We start from the raw sequence: 14,966 nt of genomic DNA on the forward strand, positions 1-14,966 counted from the left end.
ATGTGTGGAACTTTTAAAGGACTGAGTGAGGTGATTTTCCTCACTCAGTTTTTATTACCACCATAAACTCGGCTTAACAACCATGAACCAAAGCATAGCCAATAATAAAATAATATAAATCCAAATCGAGCGCTGTAGTTTAGCTGCTAGTAGCTCATGACTTTCACCTTCTATATTAAACTTCCGAAGAGTTGGAGAAAAGGCACGTGCAAGGAAGAAGAGGGATGCAAATAAAATAATCAGTGTCATGACGATCCAAGGAGTTGACCACGTCCATGACCCTGAAAGAACAAGTATGACACCAGAGCCAACTAGAACATGGCCAGCATGTTTGGTTAATCTCACCACAAATTGAAATGTATCGATATAGGCTAATAATTCACTTGAATAAGCACGACTCATCTTTTTGACAAGTGGTAAGGAAAGGAAAATAGTCAGTCAGATGTTATTCTAACTTTGGGGTGCAGTACAAAGCCTATTGCCTTAAATTATTGATCTACAGTTTCAAATCTAGTGATTTTTAATTCTTTCTCTGTTGAGATAACATATGCTCTTAATATTACTTGTTGGGACTCTCCATTTTCCTTTTTCCAATTCGTTTGTACTTCAACCACAATATGATTTCCAACTTTTGATGTCTTTCTTTGCTTGTGGCTTATTAGAATCCATTGGATATCGGTAATCGGATAAATAGTTTAATAGTGTCACCTAAGTTTTTATAGACAAAAACACTATTCGTTAACTCTTTTTTTCATTAGCCCGGTACATGAAGATTTCAGGATTCTCTACGGATTTGAAGCCGATTTTCTCATATAGTGAATGAGCATCTTTAGTTGCTAGCATCATAACTCGTACTCCTTGAGAATCAAGGTGACTTGTCATTACTTCCATTAGCCATTTTGATAAGCCTTTTCCTCTGTACTGTGATAAGACGAAGACATCACATACATAAGCTAAGGTTGCAAGGTCAGATACAACTCTAGCAAAGCCAACTTGCTCATAATGTTCACTATTGATATCACCATCGTATATTCCATAACAAACCATTGAAAGATCTATTGATTTTTCTACTGTTTCTCTTGGGATTCCTTTTGCCCAGTATGAATCTTCACTAAGAAACTTATAAACCATGTTCCGATCAATATAATTTTTATTCGTTGTGATTGTAAAATTGTCTAAATACCATTGACTCATTATGGCCCCTCCATTACTACTTCTTATTAAATTTAATTATTCTTTATATCTTTAAAAAAATCCTTCTCATTCGTAAGATATGTATGGAAAGAAACTTCCTGTTCAAGTAAAACTTGTTTTATTTAGTGAGGGGAATTGTAGAATGTTGTTGAAGCATTCTTTAAGTATATTTGAAGAATTAGAAGCATACAGATCATTCACAAATGGTAAAAGGGATGTTTTCCAGCTGTGGTGGGGTTTTACAAGAGAGTAGGGAAATAAGCAGAAAAGAATCACCTTTATCCGCGATCATTTTCTCATTATTATGGTACTCTGAACCAAATGCCATTTTATCATAGCTTATTCAAGATATAATAAATATTAAATCCTGGTTCCTACTGTCGCAAAAAACCATATATATATAGTAAAATCCTAACAGGAGTAGATAGTATTGGACAAACAAAATAGCCGATTTAGATGGGTTGTATTTGCTTCTGTATTGTTTACGTATTTATTAATGTCGAGCCAACGAACAGCCCCAGGATTGATTACCGAACAAGTGATGTTGGACTTTAGTGTAACGGCAACGACCGTTGGATTACTGACAAGTATCCAATTTTTTGTGTACACAGGATTGCAAATTCCGATGGGTATTTTGGCTGATCGATATGGGCCTAATTTTTTTCTGCTTGTTGGTGCACTATTTACAGGTTTAGGTACCATCATTTATAGTCTTGGCACAAATGAATATGTCTTATTTTTTTCAAGAATCTTAACAGGGGCAGGGGACGCGACAATCTGGGTTAATATGGTGTTAATTCTGAGCCAATGGTTTAATGCGAAGGAATTCACACGATTAATTGGTGTTACAGCCATGACTGGAAGCCTTGGCTTTCTTTTGGCGACAGTCCCATTCTCATTTTTAATAGATTTCTTTGGTTGGCGGGCATCATTTTTTTCATCGGGGCTTTTGCTATGTTTATGTTGCATTCTCCTCTATTTTGTTCTCTTACAAAAACCGAAACAATCGATATTTATTAAAAATGAAATACACCATGAAAAAACGTTGGATGTACTACGAAGAATATTTTCTACTCGGCAAGCATGGGCATTGTTTTTATGTCACTTTGGGATTGTTGGGACGTATATTGGATTTATCAGCTCATGGGGAGTACCATATGGGATGAATATGTATGGTATGACACGTTCAGATGCGAGTCAGCTTATCATGATTGGACTGATCGGAGCACTTATTGGTGCTCCATTAGCTGGTTGGATCTCAAGTCGTTTAGATGCAATTAGACGTCCGTATATTGTTATTCACCTGATCCTAGTAATCAGTTGGTCAATCTTTCTTATATTTTCTGGTAATCCGCCATTTTTCTTGTTAACTTTACTTTTCTTTATCATTGGCCTTGCGTATGGGGGAAATGCTTTAACATTTGCTGCTGTTCGTCAATCATTTCCAATCAAGGAATCTGGTATTGTTTCTGGCTTTGCGAACACGGGTGGGTTTCTAAGTGCTGTCCTTCTCCCAAGCATTTTCGGAAATGTATTGGATCATTTTCAGGTAGTTACCGGTAGTATAACGGATGGATATTATTATGGTTTCATCACTCCTGTTATCTTCTCAATCATTGGCTTAATAGGTGTGATGATTTTGAAGGAAAATAGTCATTCTGATAATAAAGCAATCATTACCAAAAAATGCAAACGGAAAAGAGCTTAGAAAGGACTTACTTTTGTTTACATTTATTACTATGGAGTAGTTGAGCGAAAGGCATCTCAAACGAGGTGTCTTTTTTTGGTTCAGTAATTCCTCTGTATTCTCGTGAAAAATACAGCAAGATTTGGAAAGTCTTAAAAACTCTTTACTGTTACTTTAATAGTAACAAATTAATATTTTGTATTTTAAAAAGAAAGGAGAATGAAACATTAATAACATTAAAGCTCAGAATCAATTGGTAGCTTTTTGATCGGTACGTATATGTGAAAGACTGAGTCAAAAATGTGTATATTTTCAAAAACTTGAATTAGTTCGATATCTGTAACCTCAGCTTCTTGCTTAGAGATCTTTAGAAATCTTGCGAAGTCAGTAATGAGGACATCACCGATTTCAAGCAAATCACCGAAGTATTTGAACTTTGTACAAAAGAATTGTGGTACATCAATCGTAAAATGATAAGGTTTATCTATTGGGATATCTTGTGGAATCCCGGCTAGAACATTGAAACGTGTTGAATTCTGGTGGCAGTTAGAATAGATCACATAACACGGACCATTACTTGTTGAATCAATGTTTTCAACTAACATATCTAAATGAGAGCGAATCTTCATCTTGTAGTCATCAGTTGCTAGATCAACTTCAAACGCGATGCCAGTTACCCTTGTTGCTTCAAAGTCTGTAAGGGTGAAATCGGTGACAATATCACCATTGATGTTTTTTATAGGTCTTTTCACTACTTGAGGTATTGGCTCTTGAGGTAGTTTCTTTTCATGACCTCTTATAGAGCTAGGAGATATACCGTATTGCTGTTTGAAAGCTCTGGTGAATGAGGAAGGAGATCCGAAATTTAGCTGATAAGCAATTTCTGTTAGAGATATGTTATCGTTTGAAATTAATGTTAGTGATGCATTCAACCTTCTAGATCGTATGTAATGGTTTAATGAACAGCCCATCATCGCAGAAAAAAGTCTATGAAAATAGTATTTGGACATGTTGAAGGAATTGGCAACAGACTCCAATGATAAGGGATGTTGTATATTGTTTTCAATATAGATCAGGGCATTCTCTATGACTTCATGGTGTTCCATATTTTCTCCTTTCATCTACCTTAACTAGGTTAATAACGAGAATAAATAAATAATGATTTCAAGGGAGTGTGATTGTTATGACACTGGATAGAAGGAATGGGATAATATTAGGTATTTTTTATATAGCAGCTGCGGTTACTTCAATCATAGCTGTAGTCTTTTATGAGCAGATTTTGTCAGAACAGTGGTATAAGACTGTAGCAAATGGATTGGAAACAAAGGTATTATTCGGTGTGTTAAATGATCTTTTTCTCGTGGTGTCGGCCGTTGGGACAGCTGTTATGCTATTTCCATATATCCGGCGCTGGAATGAACATATTGCATTAGGGTATCTTTGTTTTCGATTCATGGAAGCTGTTTTTATTGCAATAGGTTTGGTAAGCATATTAGGATTATTGAATCTTAGTATCTATTATGAAGCAGGAAGTTTTACAAGTGAAGAAAATTTTTCAGGTTTAAGTAAAGTGTTGCAAGGTTTTCATGGCTGGACATTTATGTTAGGTCCAAATTTTATGTTAGGAATAAATACAGTTCTGTATAGTTATGTACTCTTTAGAACAGGTTTAGTGCCAAAACGATTAGCACTGTTCGGTATAATTACAGCGGTGATGGTATTCATCGCTGGTTTACTTGAAATGTTTGGTATGATAGAACCTTTATCGATAGCAAAAGGTTTAATTGCATTACCAGTAGGTGTTTTTGAAATGAGTTTGGCGTTTTGGTTGATTGTGAAGGGATTTAATAAGCAAAAGTTAGAAAAGTTGAATGTGAGATAGTATTCATTATTGAATATCGAACTGAAAATTCTAAATATATTTATTTGTTCGGAATTTGCGGTGAAAGTGTTCCATTTTTGAGTGAAATAATTTATAATCACTTTCATACACGAAAATTAAAAATGTAAACACTTGTATAATCGTGGGGATATGGCCCACAAGTTTCTACCAGGTTACCGTAAACGGCCTGACTACAAGTGATTATTCTTCCATGATATATAAGGGCTATGTAGCAATGTTTAAGTACCCTTTATCAAGGTTTATGTTGAAATGATTAAACCGAATGGTAAGAGATCACTTTAGTCAAAAGGATCTCTTGCTATTCGGTTTTTTTGTTAGGAAATTATAAATGCTCACTATTTGTGGATAACTGAGTGATGTGCGTAGTAATCCGGCTCCAGCGCCCAGCCAAGATAAAATGGCGACGATCTTAGCCATTTTATCCTACTCGAGATCAAATAACCCTTGAAGAGTAAAAGGGAAAGAACGCCCTTTTTCTCTTCAAGGAACATTTGCTATGCCTGAGGCTAAACGAGGCGCCCTGAGCCTTTTGTTCCGCCAATTTGAAAATTAAGGGAGGTAGCACTAATTGGACCCATTAAAAACAGCCATTTTAGAAAAAGGAGCGGTACTATCAGGTGGTGTGTTAAAGGTTGATCACTTTTTGAATCACCAAATAGACACGGACCTTATGATTCATATCGGTAAGGAATTTGCCGCTAGATATAAGGAGTGTAACATTACTAGAGTCATCACGATTGAGTCATCAGGTATTGCTCCAAGCTTAATGGCGGCAAATGAATTAGATGTACCGCTTGTATTTGCAAGAAAAAAGAAGTCACTGACGATGACAAATGACGTGTATACAAGTAGTGTTTATTCATTTACGAAGCAAGAAACGAATACGATAACAATTTCTAAAAGCTTCTTAAACGCAGAAGATCATGTACTCATTATTGATGACTTTCTAGCCAATGGGAAGGCAGCACTAGGCTTAGCACATATTGTGGAGCAAGCGGGTGCTAAGGTAGCAGGGTTTGGTATTGTCATTGAAAAGTCATTTCAGGAAGGTAGAGCGAAGCTGGAAGAAGCAGGCTATCGTGTAGAATCACTTGCCCGTATTCAATCACTACAACATGAAAAAGTAACATTTTTAGAGGAAACAGTTCTACAAAATTCATAATAGATAGGAGAAAACATCATGAACCATTCTGTTCACTATCCTTTATATAAGAAAGAAGATACCGATGCATTTTTTGCCCTGTTCCAAAACAACTTAGCCAACTTTGTCATTATTGCGGTGACAATGCTTGGGATGGGCTTTCCTGCCAGTATTGTGTTTGGTAAGGTAATCCCCGGTGCAGCGGTTGCCGTTATGGTTGGTAACTTATATTATTCGCATATGGCAAAACGTTTAGCTAAAAAAGAAGGAAGAACAGATGTAACAGCCCTTTCATATGGAATTAGTACACCTGTTATGTTCGTATTTTTATTTGGAGTACTAGCACCTGCAAAAGCATTAACAAATGATCCAGATCTTGCTTGGAGAATTGCCGTAGCAGCTGCATTTTTAAGTGGATTAGTGGAGGCTTTAGTAAGTCTAACAGGAAACTGGGTTCGCAATCAAATTCCAAGAGCGGCTATGCTCGGGGCTCTAGCTGGGGTAGCACTTACGTTTATAGCGGGTGAGATGTTATTTAATACGTTTTCGATTCCGGTTGTGGGTCTTGTAACACTTGTCATTATTATTGTAGGGGTTATTGGAAAAATGGCAATGCCGTTTAAAATTCCTACCTCTTTATTTGCCATTTTAGTTGGTACGATTTTAGCATTCACATTAGGCTATCAATCGCCAAATAAGATTGTAGAAGGTCTTGGGAATGTTGGGTTTTATCCTATATTGCCAACTTTAGCTGCACTTGATGGAATGAGTTATTTATTTGGTAGCTTAATCGGATTAATGGCCATTATTTTGCCAATTACGTTATACAATGCGATTGAAACAATGAATAACGTGGATGCAATGTCAGCTGCTGGTGACTCATACGATGTTCGTGAATGTCAAGCGGTGGATGGTGTAGGAACCATGCTTGGGGCTCTGTTCGGTGGATTATTTCCGACAACCGTATATATTGCGACAGTAGGCTCCAAAATGATGGGGGCAGGACGAGGATACAGCATTTTAAATGCAATAGTATTTGGAGTCGCTGCCATGACAGGAGTTATTGCGGTTTTAGCTTCTGTTATTCCAGTAGCTGCCGTTGCTCCTATTTTAGTATTCGTTGGAATATCAATGGTTGGAACAGCCTTTCAATCTAATGAGACAAAGTACTTTCCGGCAGTTGCACTTGCAATGCTACCTTACTTTGCAAACTATGTAATGACACGTTTTAATAATTCAGCAGGAGAAGTGGTTGCAGGTATTTCAAAGGGAATTGTTCCTCTTGGACAAGGAGCAATGTTTACAGCGATTGTTTTAGGTGCCGTTACTGTGTTTATTATTGACAAACAGTATGTGAAAGCGAGTATTTTTTCATTAGTGGGTGCAATGCTTTCTTTTGTTGGGTTTATGCATGCTCCTAAATTAGCTGTAAATGCAGCTCCAGAGTTCTCAATGGCATATGTGTTAGTGTCTGTATTCTTAGTATACTGTGCTTATCAGCATGTAAGTGTGACTCAAAAAGAAACAACAGATCTTTCTGTTGGACAGAAGGTCGCTTCATAGAAAGTCTGAAAAATTTACACGAAATGAATAGCGTTAGCTTGATAATAATTCCTAGTGCCTTTTCACTTTCATGTGAAAGGCACTTTTTTCTATAAGCCAAATTCTTTCGCAATCAATTCATAAGAACGTATTTTATCAACTTGTGAATGTGTAATGGTAACAATCATGATTTCATCGGCTTGATAGGTTTTATGCAACTCCAAAAGTTTTTGCTTCACTTCTGTTGGATTGCCAATGATCACATGCTTTTTCTTCTGTTCAAGGGAATCTTTTTCTTTTTCATTAAGATTGTAAGCTTTTGCTTCTTCAATCGTAGGGATCCCTCGGTTACTATCACCGTTTTTTCTTTGAAAGGACCATACGAGCATACTTTGGGCTATTTCTACTGCTTCTTCAGTGGTGTCCGCACAAATGGCTGATACGGTTAATATGACTTCTGACTTTTGACCCTTTTTTTTCGGTTGAAAGCTATCTCGATATTGTTTGATAATATCTACCCCATCTTTATCGCTCATAAACTGACCAAAGGCATAGGCCATTCCATTTTCTGCTGCGAGTAAAGCACTTTTTAAACTCGTACCAAGAAGCCAAGGAACTGCTGGATTCCTCGGTAAGGGTGAAGCCTTCACTTTTCCAAAATGATGGCTGCTTGTGGACTCATCGTAAATATAACTAAGCAATTCCTTTACTGCATTTGGCATGTTAAATACCTTCTGTAAAAAATTATCGGATAAAGCATTCGTCGCCTCAGCTGATCCACCTGGGGCTCGGCCAATTCCTAGGTCAATTCGGTTTGGAAATAACGTTGCGAGCGTGTTGAATACTTCAGCCACTTTATAAGGTTTATAATGAGGCAGTAACGTAGCCCCTGATCCTATACGAATCGTTTTCGTATTTGCGCCAATTAAACCTAACATCACTTCTGGTGCAGGACAAGCAAGACCAGATAAATCGTGATGTTCCGCTATCCAATAACGCGTATACCGAAACGATTCCCCAGCTTGTGCTAGATTCACCGAATTATATAATGCTTCTTGAGCGGTTTGGTTGGATGAAATCGGTGATTGATCTAAAATGCTTAGTTTCATGATATTTACCTTCTTTCTTACTGCTTTACTTCAAGTAAACTCAAACTAAAATCCCCAACTTGATCTTCTTTATATAAATTCGTAATTGAAGTGGAGTATTTTATAATTGTTCCTTGGAAGGTTAGGTTTCTTTCAGGTACTTTTACTTCAAATGTTCCATTGTATAGTAATGTGGTCATGTCATGATATTCGGCACTCGTTACTTTAAAGTTAACTGAAATCTGAATGAATCCATCTATACTGTCTTCATTATAAGTAGTTATTTTGATTGGTTTATTATTGAGAGAAATTTCATGTACCAACATTACATCTCCTTCGTAACCCTTTTTCTTTATTTTAAACAAAAAGAGGGTGGACTACTATTGAGGTGTTTCAGGTAGGAAGGAAGATAGACCTTCAATAGAGGATTGATTCCAACATTAAAAGAGGTGAAGATTGGTAAAATATTATTTGAGGGGGGAGTACTTTGAAGAAAACTATATTAATATTCAAGTCAATGTTCTTTATAATTATTTTTTTAAGTGCATGCACAAATGTCGATACTAACCAACATATTGAAGTATTCATGACTATAACAATGGATGAAAATGAGGAAGGATACGAAGTGGAAAATGGTTATAAGAAAGTTAACTCAATTACAACTCTTGAAAAAAGTAAATATCATATTAAAACTGATATTAAAGCAATCAAAGATTACTATGATATAGAAGGAAAGTACCTAAAAACAGTCATACTCCATTCTAAATTTAATAAATCAAATATTACTCTTGCAGAAGAAGGGGATGATACAAAAATAGAACTTAATAAATCTTCAACCATTTTTATACCAAACGGAACTTTAGGAGATTTTAAGCTAGATAATATGTCGGATGAAGAAACAGGGAAAGTGAAAAAACATGTATTGTCATTCATGGACAAATTAGACAAAAATTAAGGCTTTTTTTTATGGCTCTGTCAAAGTCTGTTGTTGATAATTTGATTTACGGGAACTTACGTTCTGTAATGGATTTAACTATATAAAAGTTGGTGATGAACGTGAGAGAAACTGATATTCTTAAAGCCATTTAACAACTAAATCCAGCAGAAAAACACCGACTACGAGAGTATTTAATTGAGGCACTTACTGCATCCTCTTCGACAGGAACTGTTCTACAAGAAATATCTGAACGCAAAAATAAGAGTGGTTATCATTGTCCTGATTGCAAACCAGAACATATTGTTTGGTATGGCACATACTCAACGATTGTTGATGGCGATGAAGTAGAAAAGCAACGTTATCGTTGTAAAGCGTGTAAACAATTATCACCGAAGACTTAAAGGATGGATACAACGTTTTAATGGAGTTGCAACTAAATATCTGAATAATTACCTTGCTTGGTTTCAGGTGTTAGAATCCATTCAACATCAAAGGAATCCTGTTACTATGAATGACTAGATGATTAAAGGGATTTTATTACAAAATATGGAAACATATGATACACTTAGGTTATCTAGATTCACGATATAAACATAACTGCTTGTTTAACTAACGGGCAGGTTTATTGAAGAGTAACAATATGAATATGGTAAGATTATCTTGGGAGAGTGATTACATATGGGAAGAAGAAGCGTGGGGATGTCATTTATCGCCATATCAACAATTTTAATCGCAATTAAATATATAAGTGAAGCTATGTGGCAAGGTGATGTTGGGAACACCCTTAGTAACTTTAGCTTACTCTCACTTATAGCAGGAATAGTTTATTTGGTTTGGGGAGAATATGAAGAATTTAAAATGAGATAAAAAAAGAAAGAAGACTAACATTTTTTATTCAATTATAGGGAGAAAATAAATCTTTATTCTATGGGGGTTAATATGCAAGATATAGTATTGAGAAATATGTCAGATATAGAGTTTGAGCTGTACTTTGCAAATAATATTGAAAGATATGCTGAAGTATTATCACAAAACAAACATGAGCAAGGAGACGAGCCCTCTATCAAAGCTTATAACTAGTTAAAGAACTTGCTTCCAAAAGGACTTGCAACACCTAATCATCACCTTTTTAATATCTTAAAAGGTGAAATGGTAATAGGCTATGTTTGGCTTAAAGTCGAAGAAGATAAAAGAAGTGCATTCCTTTATGAGATATTTGTTAATGATAAACATAGATGTTATGGAGTAGGAACAAAAACTATGCGGTATATAGAGGAGTTTATCCAACAAAAAGGAGTGTATTTCTTTAAACTTCACGTATTCGGGAGCAATACAGGAGCTCGTAAACTCTATGAAAATCTCGGATTTGAAATCGCAGGAGTAAATATGTTGAAGTTGTTGGAATAGGTTGATGTGTTGTTCAACTAAAGGGTGCAAGAGTTGAACAAGCAAAACGATCAGTAAGTGCTGATCGCTTTTATATATATGGAGCAGTTTAATGGAATAAAGAGTGAGAACTACTTTAAACAAAGGAGAAGGTGAATTGATACAATTAGAAGAAAGATTGGCTGAGAGAAGCTTGAAGGTACTAAAAAAAGAGTTATCAATGGGGCTTACGCAGGAAGAATTTATAGAATTGAAACTGTTGATAAAGAGAATCAAAAGTTGAACCTTGTATATAAAGAATTTGAAACTGACCGAAACAATGAACTCAACCTCTATTCAAAGTATTCACAGATTATTAAACAATTCAATAAAGTGGTAACAGTGTGGGATTCTTCACCAAAAGCTATTCTTATGTATGACTTAAAATTACAACTAAAAAAGGACTTTGGGTTACTATCAGATTTAGATAAGCGGAACCTTATAAAGAGTATGTTAGATAGGCTGGCTGTCCTACACAGTTTAAGTATTAGCGAGAATGCTAACGGGTTACCAACTCACAAAATTACATCTGAATGGCACGGATGGTGTGTGGATCAAATGAATAGCTTAGGTGCACAGAATCCCTGGGCTAAAACCAAATGGATTAGAATAATCAACAATGCTTATGAGCAATTAGATATTAAAAATTTTAAACAACATTGTCCACGAGTAATTACTCACGGGGACCCTCATCTGGTGAACAAATTCTTAAATGATGGACAGATAGGGTTGATTGATTGGGAGTGGTCGGCTATGGGTTTCACCATTAAGAGACATAACGATAATGTGTCAAGATATATATGACACACGGTTGATTCAATTTGTAATAGAATCCTATCAAGAAATTTTGAACAACCATGACCTCAATATCCCCTACGAAGATTATCAACGAGATTTTAATTACTTTTATATAGACCATACCTCTATGATGCTAGCGTGGGAGTTTGAAAAGTATTTTCAAGATTATACATCTGAAGAAAAAATCAAAGAAATAATAGAATTCAAAATCGGGGAAATTAAAAGGGTAACAAATGAAGAATTAGGCTTATTCCGTTAAAGGGTGCAAATCTTGAATACGAAAGTATCAGCTGTAACGGTCCTATTGTGGAGTAGTAAGTAAATTAGGAGTGAAGATATGAAGTGAGTATTGAAGAATTTAATGACGATACTTATATTTGGTATTTTCCTAACTAGCATTTGGATTATTAAGAGATTATAACTTATATCTCGCAAATATTTCATTTATATTAGTTTTTGGAACAATGTTTTATTTATTATTAGAAATAGGCAATAGAAAAGAAAAAGTGAAGAAGAGTATTTTTATTTTACTTTATTACTTGATTTGTATAATGATTGTACTGAAAATTTGGCACAAGCTATTTTCTCGTAATACCCTTGGCAGTCCCTTATTCCTTTCTCTCTAATTCTAAATTAAATTGTTACTAACTATTATTGATTATTGAAGGCTGTATAAATGCACTCAAAATTATGTTCTCTTTTTATCTATTAAAGTAACGGGTAGTGAAAGTTGAAGAAGATATTACAACCAGATTGAATACATTTTAGAAACAGGATAGAAAGAGACAATTGTAATTAAAAGGTGAGAAGATGGGTCAGATAAAGTTTAAGATTAATGCCAAAAGCCTATACATTAACAGTAGTAACAACATAGTCGGAGACATATATATTGAGAAGAATGGATACATCTTCTTCCTAGATGAAAATTGGACTGATTTTGTAATTGTTTTACTATCTTGGTGAACGAAAAACTTAAATATTTTAAATATGCTAAAGCCGGTGAGAGAATAGAGTTCGATTTTATGGATGGACCTCTTTTGATGAGATTAGAAAAAGTAGATGAAAAAGTAATTAACTTAAAGGGAATCAAAAGAAATTCAAATGAAAAAGTATTGTTTGAAGCCCAAACCAATTTTAATGATTTTAAAAAGAGTTTAGTAACAGTATCTAATGCAGCAATTAGTTATGTGGATTTAAAGGGTTGGAAAAATTATGAATTATTAAATCTAAAAAGGCACTTAAATTCCTTATAGAATTAACGGGAGCTCAAATTAAAACTGACGATGCGATGACTATCATTGGGTTAATCAGAGCACTTATTAATTATGTAACTGTAATAAAAAGTAATTTGTAAAAGGGAAACTTATCGTTCTCAAAAAATTAATGTCAATTATGGGAGGAATTATGCGTATTATCGTTGTTATTGTGCTTGGATTGGGGCTACTGTTAGCTGGTTGTTCTGATAAAGCTAGTGTAACTGAAGTTGCAGCTTATAAGGCAGAAGATATTCCTTTTGAGGGTGGTATAGGAAGAGTAACCATTGCGTTCGAGGAACCAATTCTCAAAGATGGAAAGATTGTAGATGGGCTAATTGACGTTATTGTATTTGCAAGAGAATTAAAGTCAGGAGAAGAATATGAAATTTATATAGGAGAAGAAAATAAGCGAGGAGTTATTTTTGGACCCGAAGAAAATGTCGAGTTACGTTTCGGAACACTGATAGATGAAACTTTTTTTCATCCCAATGCACAAGGAGAGTTATTTGTTTCTATGAAAAACCCATTAAGAATATTCTCAAAAGTAGAAGAAGTAAGAGTTTTTGTTTCACAAGATGGACAGGAAGTTTTGAAATCTGAACCTTTTAAATTCTTGGAGAATACTCCTTAATTGATAGAGGTTCTTATTGAAAATGAACTAAACTAGTTAATAGCTTTGTCAACATTTTTCAATATAATGATCAGTTGGGCTGTTGTTGTAAGAGACCATTAATTGAGTATTGAAATCTTAAAACAAGGGGAGTCTTTATGTTTTATAGAAGAAAATTCTATATTGAACTTAGCACTGACCAGGTGCTAATCTAGAACAGGGAATTTTAGTACAGTAGGAAAGTTGAACATCTTATTCAATAACAGGGGGCAAGAGTTAACGAAGGCGATCATTATATTGACCGTCTTTTTCTTATCTATAATTTAGAATAAGAATCTGGAAATATTATGTTAATATGGATGTGAGAAGATGTTGTACTAACGGGGCAGTTTTCTTCAAGAAGGGGGAGTTATATGAGGTATTTAATATCAATCATTTCTATGTTTGTTCTAAGTGGCTGCCATATGGGTAATAGCGGTCTATTAGATACATCAAAACTTGAAAAAGAGGAAGCTGAAGGTAATTTAACAGAACAACAGTTAGATTCAATACCAGCTGTGTATAGAACGCCTTCGCTTGAAACGGGGCTAGACGCAGTACCTTTCAAAGTAAACCTACCTAAAGAATTGCCTTTTGAAACAAGTGGTTTTAATGTGATTGAAATAAAAGATTGGAATAATAGAGAAGACAAAAAAAATATATCCATTGAATTACTAGCATGGGAACAACTATCATCACAGATGGATAAAAACGTGGTTATCATGATTCATGATTTCAAAGTAAGTTATGTCACTTCGGGTATTAAAGTGACATTAGATAACGGAACAGAAGCACGATATAATATGGACCACAAAACTTCTGGAGGTATCAGTTTTGTTGATGATGGACTATATATCAGTATTGGTTATACCAATAGAGAAGAAGAATTTGATAAAGAAAAAATGCTGGAAGCATTGTTGAGTCTTGCCAATCAGATGTTGCAAGAATAAGTTATTACCTAAAAAATTCACTAACGGGTGCGCATGTACAACAAGGAAATGGCTCAGTTGCAGGCTGATCCTTTTTCAGTAAAGGAGCAGGATAGTGGAATAAGAACAGAAAGACGGTGGAATTATGCGTTTAATACAGAGTATTTGTTCCATAACTCTTTTATTATTGATTATCGGTTGTTCAAATAACGATAATAATACAAGTAGCGTCAACATCGAAGGCATTCAGGGTGAAATAATAAAGATCGATGAAGACTCTATTTTATTGGAAGATAAGAGTGGTAGAGTGGAATTAAAATTCACTGAAGCTACTGTATTTGAAGGTAAAAAACTAAATGAATTAGTTATTGGTGACACGGTTAAAACTTGGTACGGCAGTCAACCACTGGATAGTAA

The 14,966-nt window shown here is 35.0% G+C and carries 21 protein-coding genes, 1 pseudogene and 1 riboswitch; of the genes and pseudogenes, 16 read left to right on the forward strand and 6 right to left on the reverse strand.

The features are described 5' to 3' along the window. Positions 1–54: 54 nt before the first annotated feature. The 3 genes from ACFSCX_RS19255 to ACFSCX_RS19265 form a co-directional block, all read right to left on the reverse strand. Entirely contained in the window at positions 55–402 is a 348-nt protein-coding gene (locus tag ACFSCX_RS19255; RefSeq protein WP_377929874.1) for a hypothetical protein, read from the reverse strand. 86 nt (positions 403–488) lie between these two features. Continuing rightward, the gene (locus tag ACFSCX_RS19260; RefSeq protein WP_377929875.1) at positions 489–614 is read right to left on the reverse strand and encodes a hypothetical protein; all 126 of its coding nucleotides are present in this window, start codon (positions 612–614) and stop codon (positions 489–491) included. Positions 615–738: 124 nt separating this feature from the next. Next, entirely contained in the window at positions 739–1,194 is a 456-nt protein-coding gene (locus ACFSCX_RS19265) for a GNAT family N-acetyltransferase (protein WP_377929876.1), read from the reverse strand. 430 nt (positions 1,195–1,624) lie between these two features. Here ACFSCX_RS19265 and ACFSCX_RS19270 point away from each other — a divergent pair, with 430 nt between their 5' ends. Beyond that, complete coding sequence (locus ACFSCX_RS19270; protein WP_377929877.1) at positions 1,625–2,902, forward strand: MFS transporter; 1,278 nt, start codon at positions 1,625–1,627, stop codon at positions 2,900–2,902. 215 nt (positions 2,903–3,117) lie between these two features. Here the strand turns inward: ACFSCX_RS19270 and ACFSCX_RS19275 are convergent, their stop codons facing one another. Beyond that, positions 3,118–3,987 carry a helix-turn-helix transcriptional regulator gene (locus ACFSCX_RS19275; RefSeq protein ID WP_377929878.1) on the reverse strand — a complete coding sequence of 290 codons (870 nt, stop codon included), beginning with the start codon at positions 3,985–3,987 and terminating at the stop codon, positions 3,118–3,120. Positions 3,988–4,064: 77 nt separating this feature from the next. Between ACFSCX_RS19275 and ACFSCX_RS19280 the strand changes: the two genes are divergently transcribed. The 3 genes from ACFSCX_RS19280 (at position 4,065) to ACFSCX_RS19290 (ending at position 7,488) form a co-directional block, all read left to right on the forward strand. Next, the gene (locus tag ACFSCX_RS19280; protein WP_377929879.1) at positions 4,065–4,763 is read left to right on the forward strand and encodes a DUF4386 domain-containing protein; all 699 of its coding nucleotides are present in this window, start codon (positions 4,065–4,067) and stop codon (positions 4,761–4,763) included. A gap of 112 nt (positions 4,764–4,875) precedes the next feature. Continuing rightward, positions 4,876–4,977: riboswitch (purine riboswitch) on the forward strand. Between the two features lie 375 nt (positions 4,978–5,352). After that, positions 5,353–5,946 (forward strand): xanthine phosphoribosyltransferase, encoded by a 594-nt coding sequence (locus ACFSCX_RS19285; protein WP_377929880.1) that lies wholly within the window; start codon positions 5,353–5,355, stop codon positions 5,944–5,946. An 18-nt stretch (positions 5,947–5,964) separates the two neighbouring features. Further along, entirely contained in the window at positions 5,965–7,488 is a 1,524-nt protein-coding gene (locus ACFSCX_RS19290) for an NCS2 family permease (RefSeq protein WP_377929881.1), read from the forward strand. Positions 7,489–7,577: 89 nt separating this feature from the next. Here the strand turns inward: ACFSCX_RS19290 and ACFSCX_RS19295 are convergent, their stop codons facing one another. Together ACFSCX_RS19295 and ACFSCX_RS19300 are read right to left on the reverse strand one after the other, a co-directional pair. After that, the gene (locus ACFSCX_RS19295) at positions 7,578–8,576 is read right to left on the reverse strand and encodes an LLM class flavin-dependent oxidoreductase (protein ID WP_377929882.1); all 999 of its coding nucleotides are present in this window, start codon (positions 8,574–8,576) and stop codon (positions 7,578–7,580) included. 17 nt (positions 8,577–8,593) lie between these two features. After that, a complete protein-coding gene (locus ACFSCX_RS19300; protein WP_377929883.1) occupies positions 8,594–8,878 on the reverse strand; it encodes a DUF3219 family protein in 285 nt (94 codons plus the stop codon). Between the two features lie 164 nt (positions 8,879–9,042). Between ACFSCX_RS19300 and ACFSCX_RS19305 the strand changes: the two genes are divergently transcribed. The 12 genes and pseudogenes from ACFSCX_RS19305 to ACFSCX_RS19360 form a co-directional block, all read left to right on the forward strand. Then, entirely contained in the window at positions 9,043–9,510 is a 468-nt protein-coding gene (locus ACFSCX_RS19305; RefSeq protein ID WP_377929884.1) for a hypothetical protein, read from the forward strand. A 101-nt stretch (positions 9,511–9,611) separates the two neighbouring features. Beyond that, positions 9,612–10,083: pseudogene (locus ACFSCX_RS19310) on the forward strand (hypothetical protein). A gap of 87 nt (positions 10,084–10,170) precedes the next feature. Next, positions 10,171–10,359: a hypothetical protein gene (locus ACFSCX_RS19315; RefSeq protein WP_377929885.1), complete on the forward strand. Its 189-nt coding sequence runs from the start codon at positions 10,171–10,173 to the stop codon at positions 10,357–10,359. A gap of 72 nt (positions 10,360–10,431) precedes the next feature. Next, positions 10,432–10,572, forward strand: a complete 141-nt coding sequence (locus tag ACFSCX_RS19320; protein ID WP_377929886.1) for a hypothetical protein — start codon at positions 10,432–10,434, stop codon at positions 10,570–10,572. A gap of 9 nt (positions 10,573–10,581) precedes the next feature. Then, complete coding sequence (locus ACFSCX_RS19325; protein WP_377929887.1) at positions 10,582–10,899, forward strand: GNAT family N-acetyltransferase; 318 nt, start codon at positions 10,582–10,584, stop codon at positions 10,897–10,899. Positions 10,900–11,035: 136 nt separating this feature from the next. Beyond that, positions 11,036–11,161, forward strand: a complete 126-nt coding sequence (locus ACFSCX_RS19330; RefSeq protein ID WP_377929888.1) for a hypothetical protein — start codon at positions 11,036–11,038, stop codon at positions 11,159–11,161. Further along, the gene (locus tag ACFSCX_RS19335; RefSeq protein WP_377929889.1) at positions 11,158–11,721 is read left to right on the forward strand and encodes a phosphotransferase; all 564 of its coding nucleotides are present in this window, start codon (positions 11,158–11,160) and stop codon (positions 11,719–11,721) included. The genes ACFSCX_RS19330 and ACFSCX_RS19335 overlap by 4 nt, the downstream gene beginning before the upstream one ends. Continuing rightward, complete coding sequence (locus ACFSCX_RS19340; RefSeq protein WP_377929890.1) at positions 11,702–11,974, forward strand: hypothetical protein; 273 nt, start codon at positions 11,702–11,704, stop codon at positions 11,972–11,974. Before ACFSCX_RS19335 ends, ACFSCX_RS19340 begins: the two co-directional genes overlap by 20 nt. A gap of 763 nt (positions 11,975–12,737) precedes the next feature. Then, positions 12,738–12,968, forward strand: coding sequence for a hypothetical protein (locus ACFSCX_RS19345; RefSeq protein ID WP_377929891.1), 231 nt, complete (start codon positions 12,738–12,740; stop codon positions 12,966–12,968). 151 nt (positions 12,969–13,119) lie between these two features. Beyond that, complete coding sequence (locus tag ACFSCX_RS19350) at positions 13,120–13,602, forward strand: hypothetical protein (RefSeq protein WP_377929892.1); 483 nt, start codon at positions 13,120–13,122, stop codon at positions 13,600–13,602. Between the two features lie 392 nt (positions 13,603–13,994). Further along, positions 13,995–14,570, forward strand: a complete 576-nt coding sequence (locus tag ACFSCX_RS19355) for a hypothetical protein (protein WP_377929893.1) — start codon at positions 13,995–13,997, stop codon at positions 14,568–14,570. 124 nt (positions 14,571–14,694) lie between these two features. Next, a partial coding sequence (locus tag ACFSCX_RS19360; protein WP_377929894.1) for a hypothetical protein occupies positions 14,695–14,966 on the forward strand: 272 nt, incomplete at its 3' end.

It is taken from the genome of Bacillus salitolerans, assembly GCF_042680805.1.
Classification (GTDB): domain Bacteria; phylum Bacillota; class Bacilli; order Bacillales; family SA4; genus Bacillus_CJ; species Bacillus_CJ salitolerans.

Bases quoted from the DNA above. Each gene is read 5' to 3' on its own strand.
- ACFSCX_RS19295 (WP_377929882.1), bottom strand. From the start codon at position 8,576: ATGAAACTAAGCATTTTAGATCAATCACCGATTTCATCCAACCAAACC.
- ACFSCX_RS19350 (WP_377929892.1), top strand. From the start codon at position 13,120: ATGCGTATTATCGTTGTTATTGTGCTTGGATTGGGGCTACTGTTAGCT.
- ACFSCX_RS19345 (WP_377929891.1), top strand. From the start codon at position 12,738: ATGGATGGACCTCTTTTGATGAGATTAGAAAAAGTAGATGAAAAAGTA.
- ACFSCX_RS19275 (WP_377929878.1), bottom strand. From the start codon at position 3,987: ATGGAACACCATGAAGTCATAGAGAATGCCCTGATCTATATTGAAAAC.
- ACFSCX_RS19255 (WP_377929874.1), bottom strand. From the start codon at position 402: ATGAGTCGTGCTTATTCAAGTGAATTATTAGCCTATATCGATACATTT.
- ACFSCX_RS19315 (WP_377929885.1), top strand. From the start codon at position 10,171: ATGGGAAGAAGAAGCGTGGGGATGTCATTTATCGCCATATCAACAATT.
- ACFSCX_RS19265 (WP_377929876.1), bottom strand. From the start codon at position 1,194: ATGAGTCAATGGTATTTAGACAATTTTACAATCACAACGAATAAAAAT.
- ACFSCX_RS19280 (WP_377929879.1), top strand. From the start codon at position 4,065: ATGACACTGGATAGAAGGAATGGGATAATATTAGGTATTTTTTATATA.
- ACFSCX_RS19355 (WP_377929893.1), top strand. From the start codon at position 13,995: ATGAGGTATTTAATATCAATCATTTCTATGTTTGTTCTAAGTGGCTGC.
- ACFSCX_RS19340 (WP_377929890.1), top strand. From the start codon at position 11,702: ATGTGTCAAGATATATATGACACACGGTTGATTCAATTTGTAATAGAA.
- ACFSCX_RS19320 (WP_377929886.1), top strand. From the start codon at position 10,432: ATGCAAGATATAGTATTGAGAAATATGTCAGATATAGAGTTTGAGCTG.
- ACFSCX_RS19290 (WP_377929881.1), top strand. From the start codon at position 5,965: ATGAACCATTCTGTTCACTATCCTTTATATAAGAAAGAAGATACCGAT.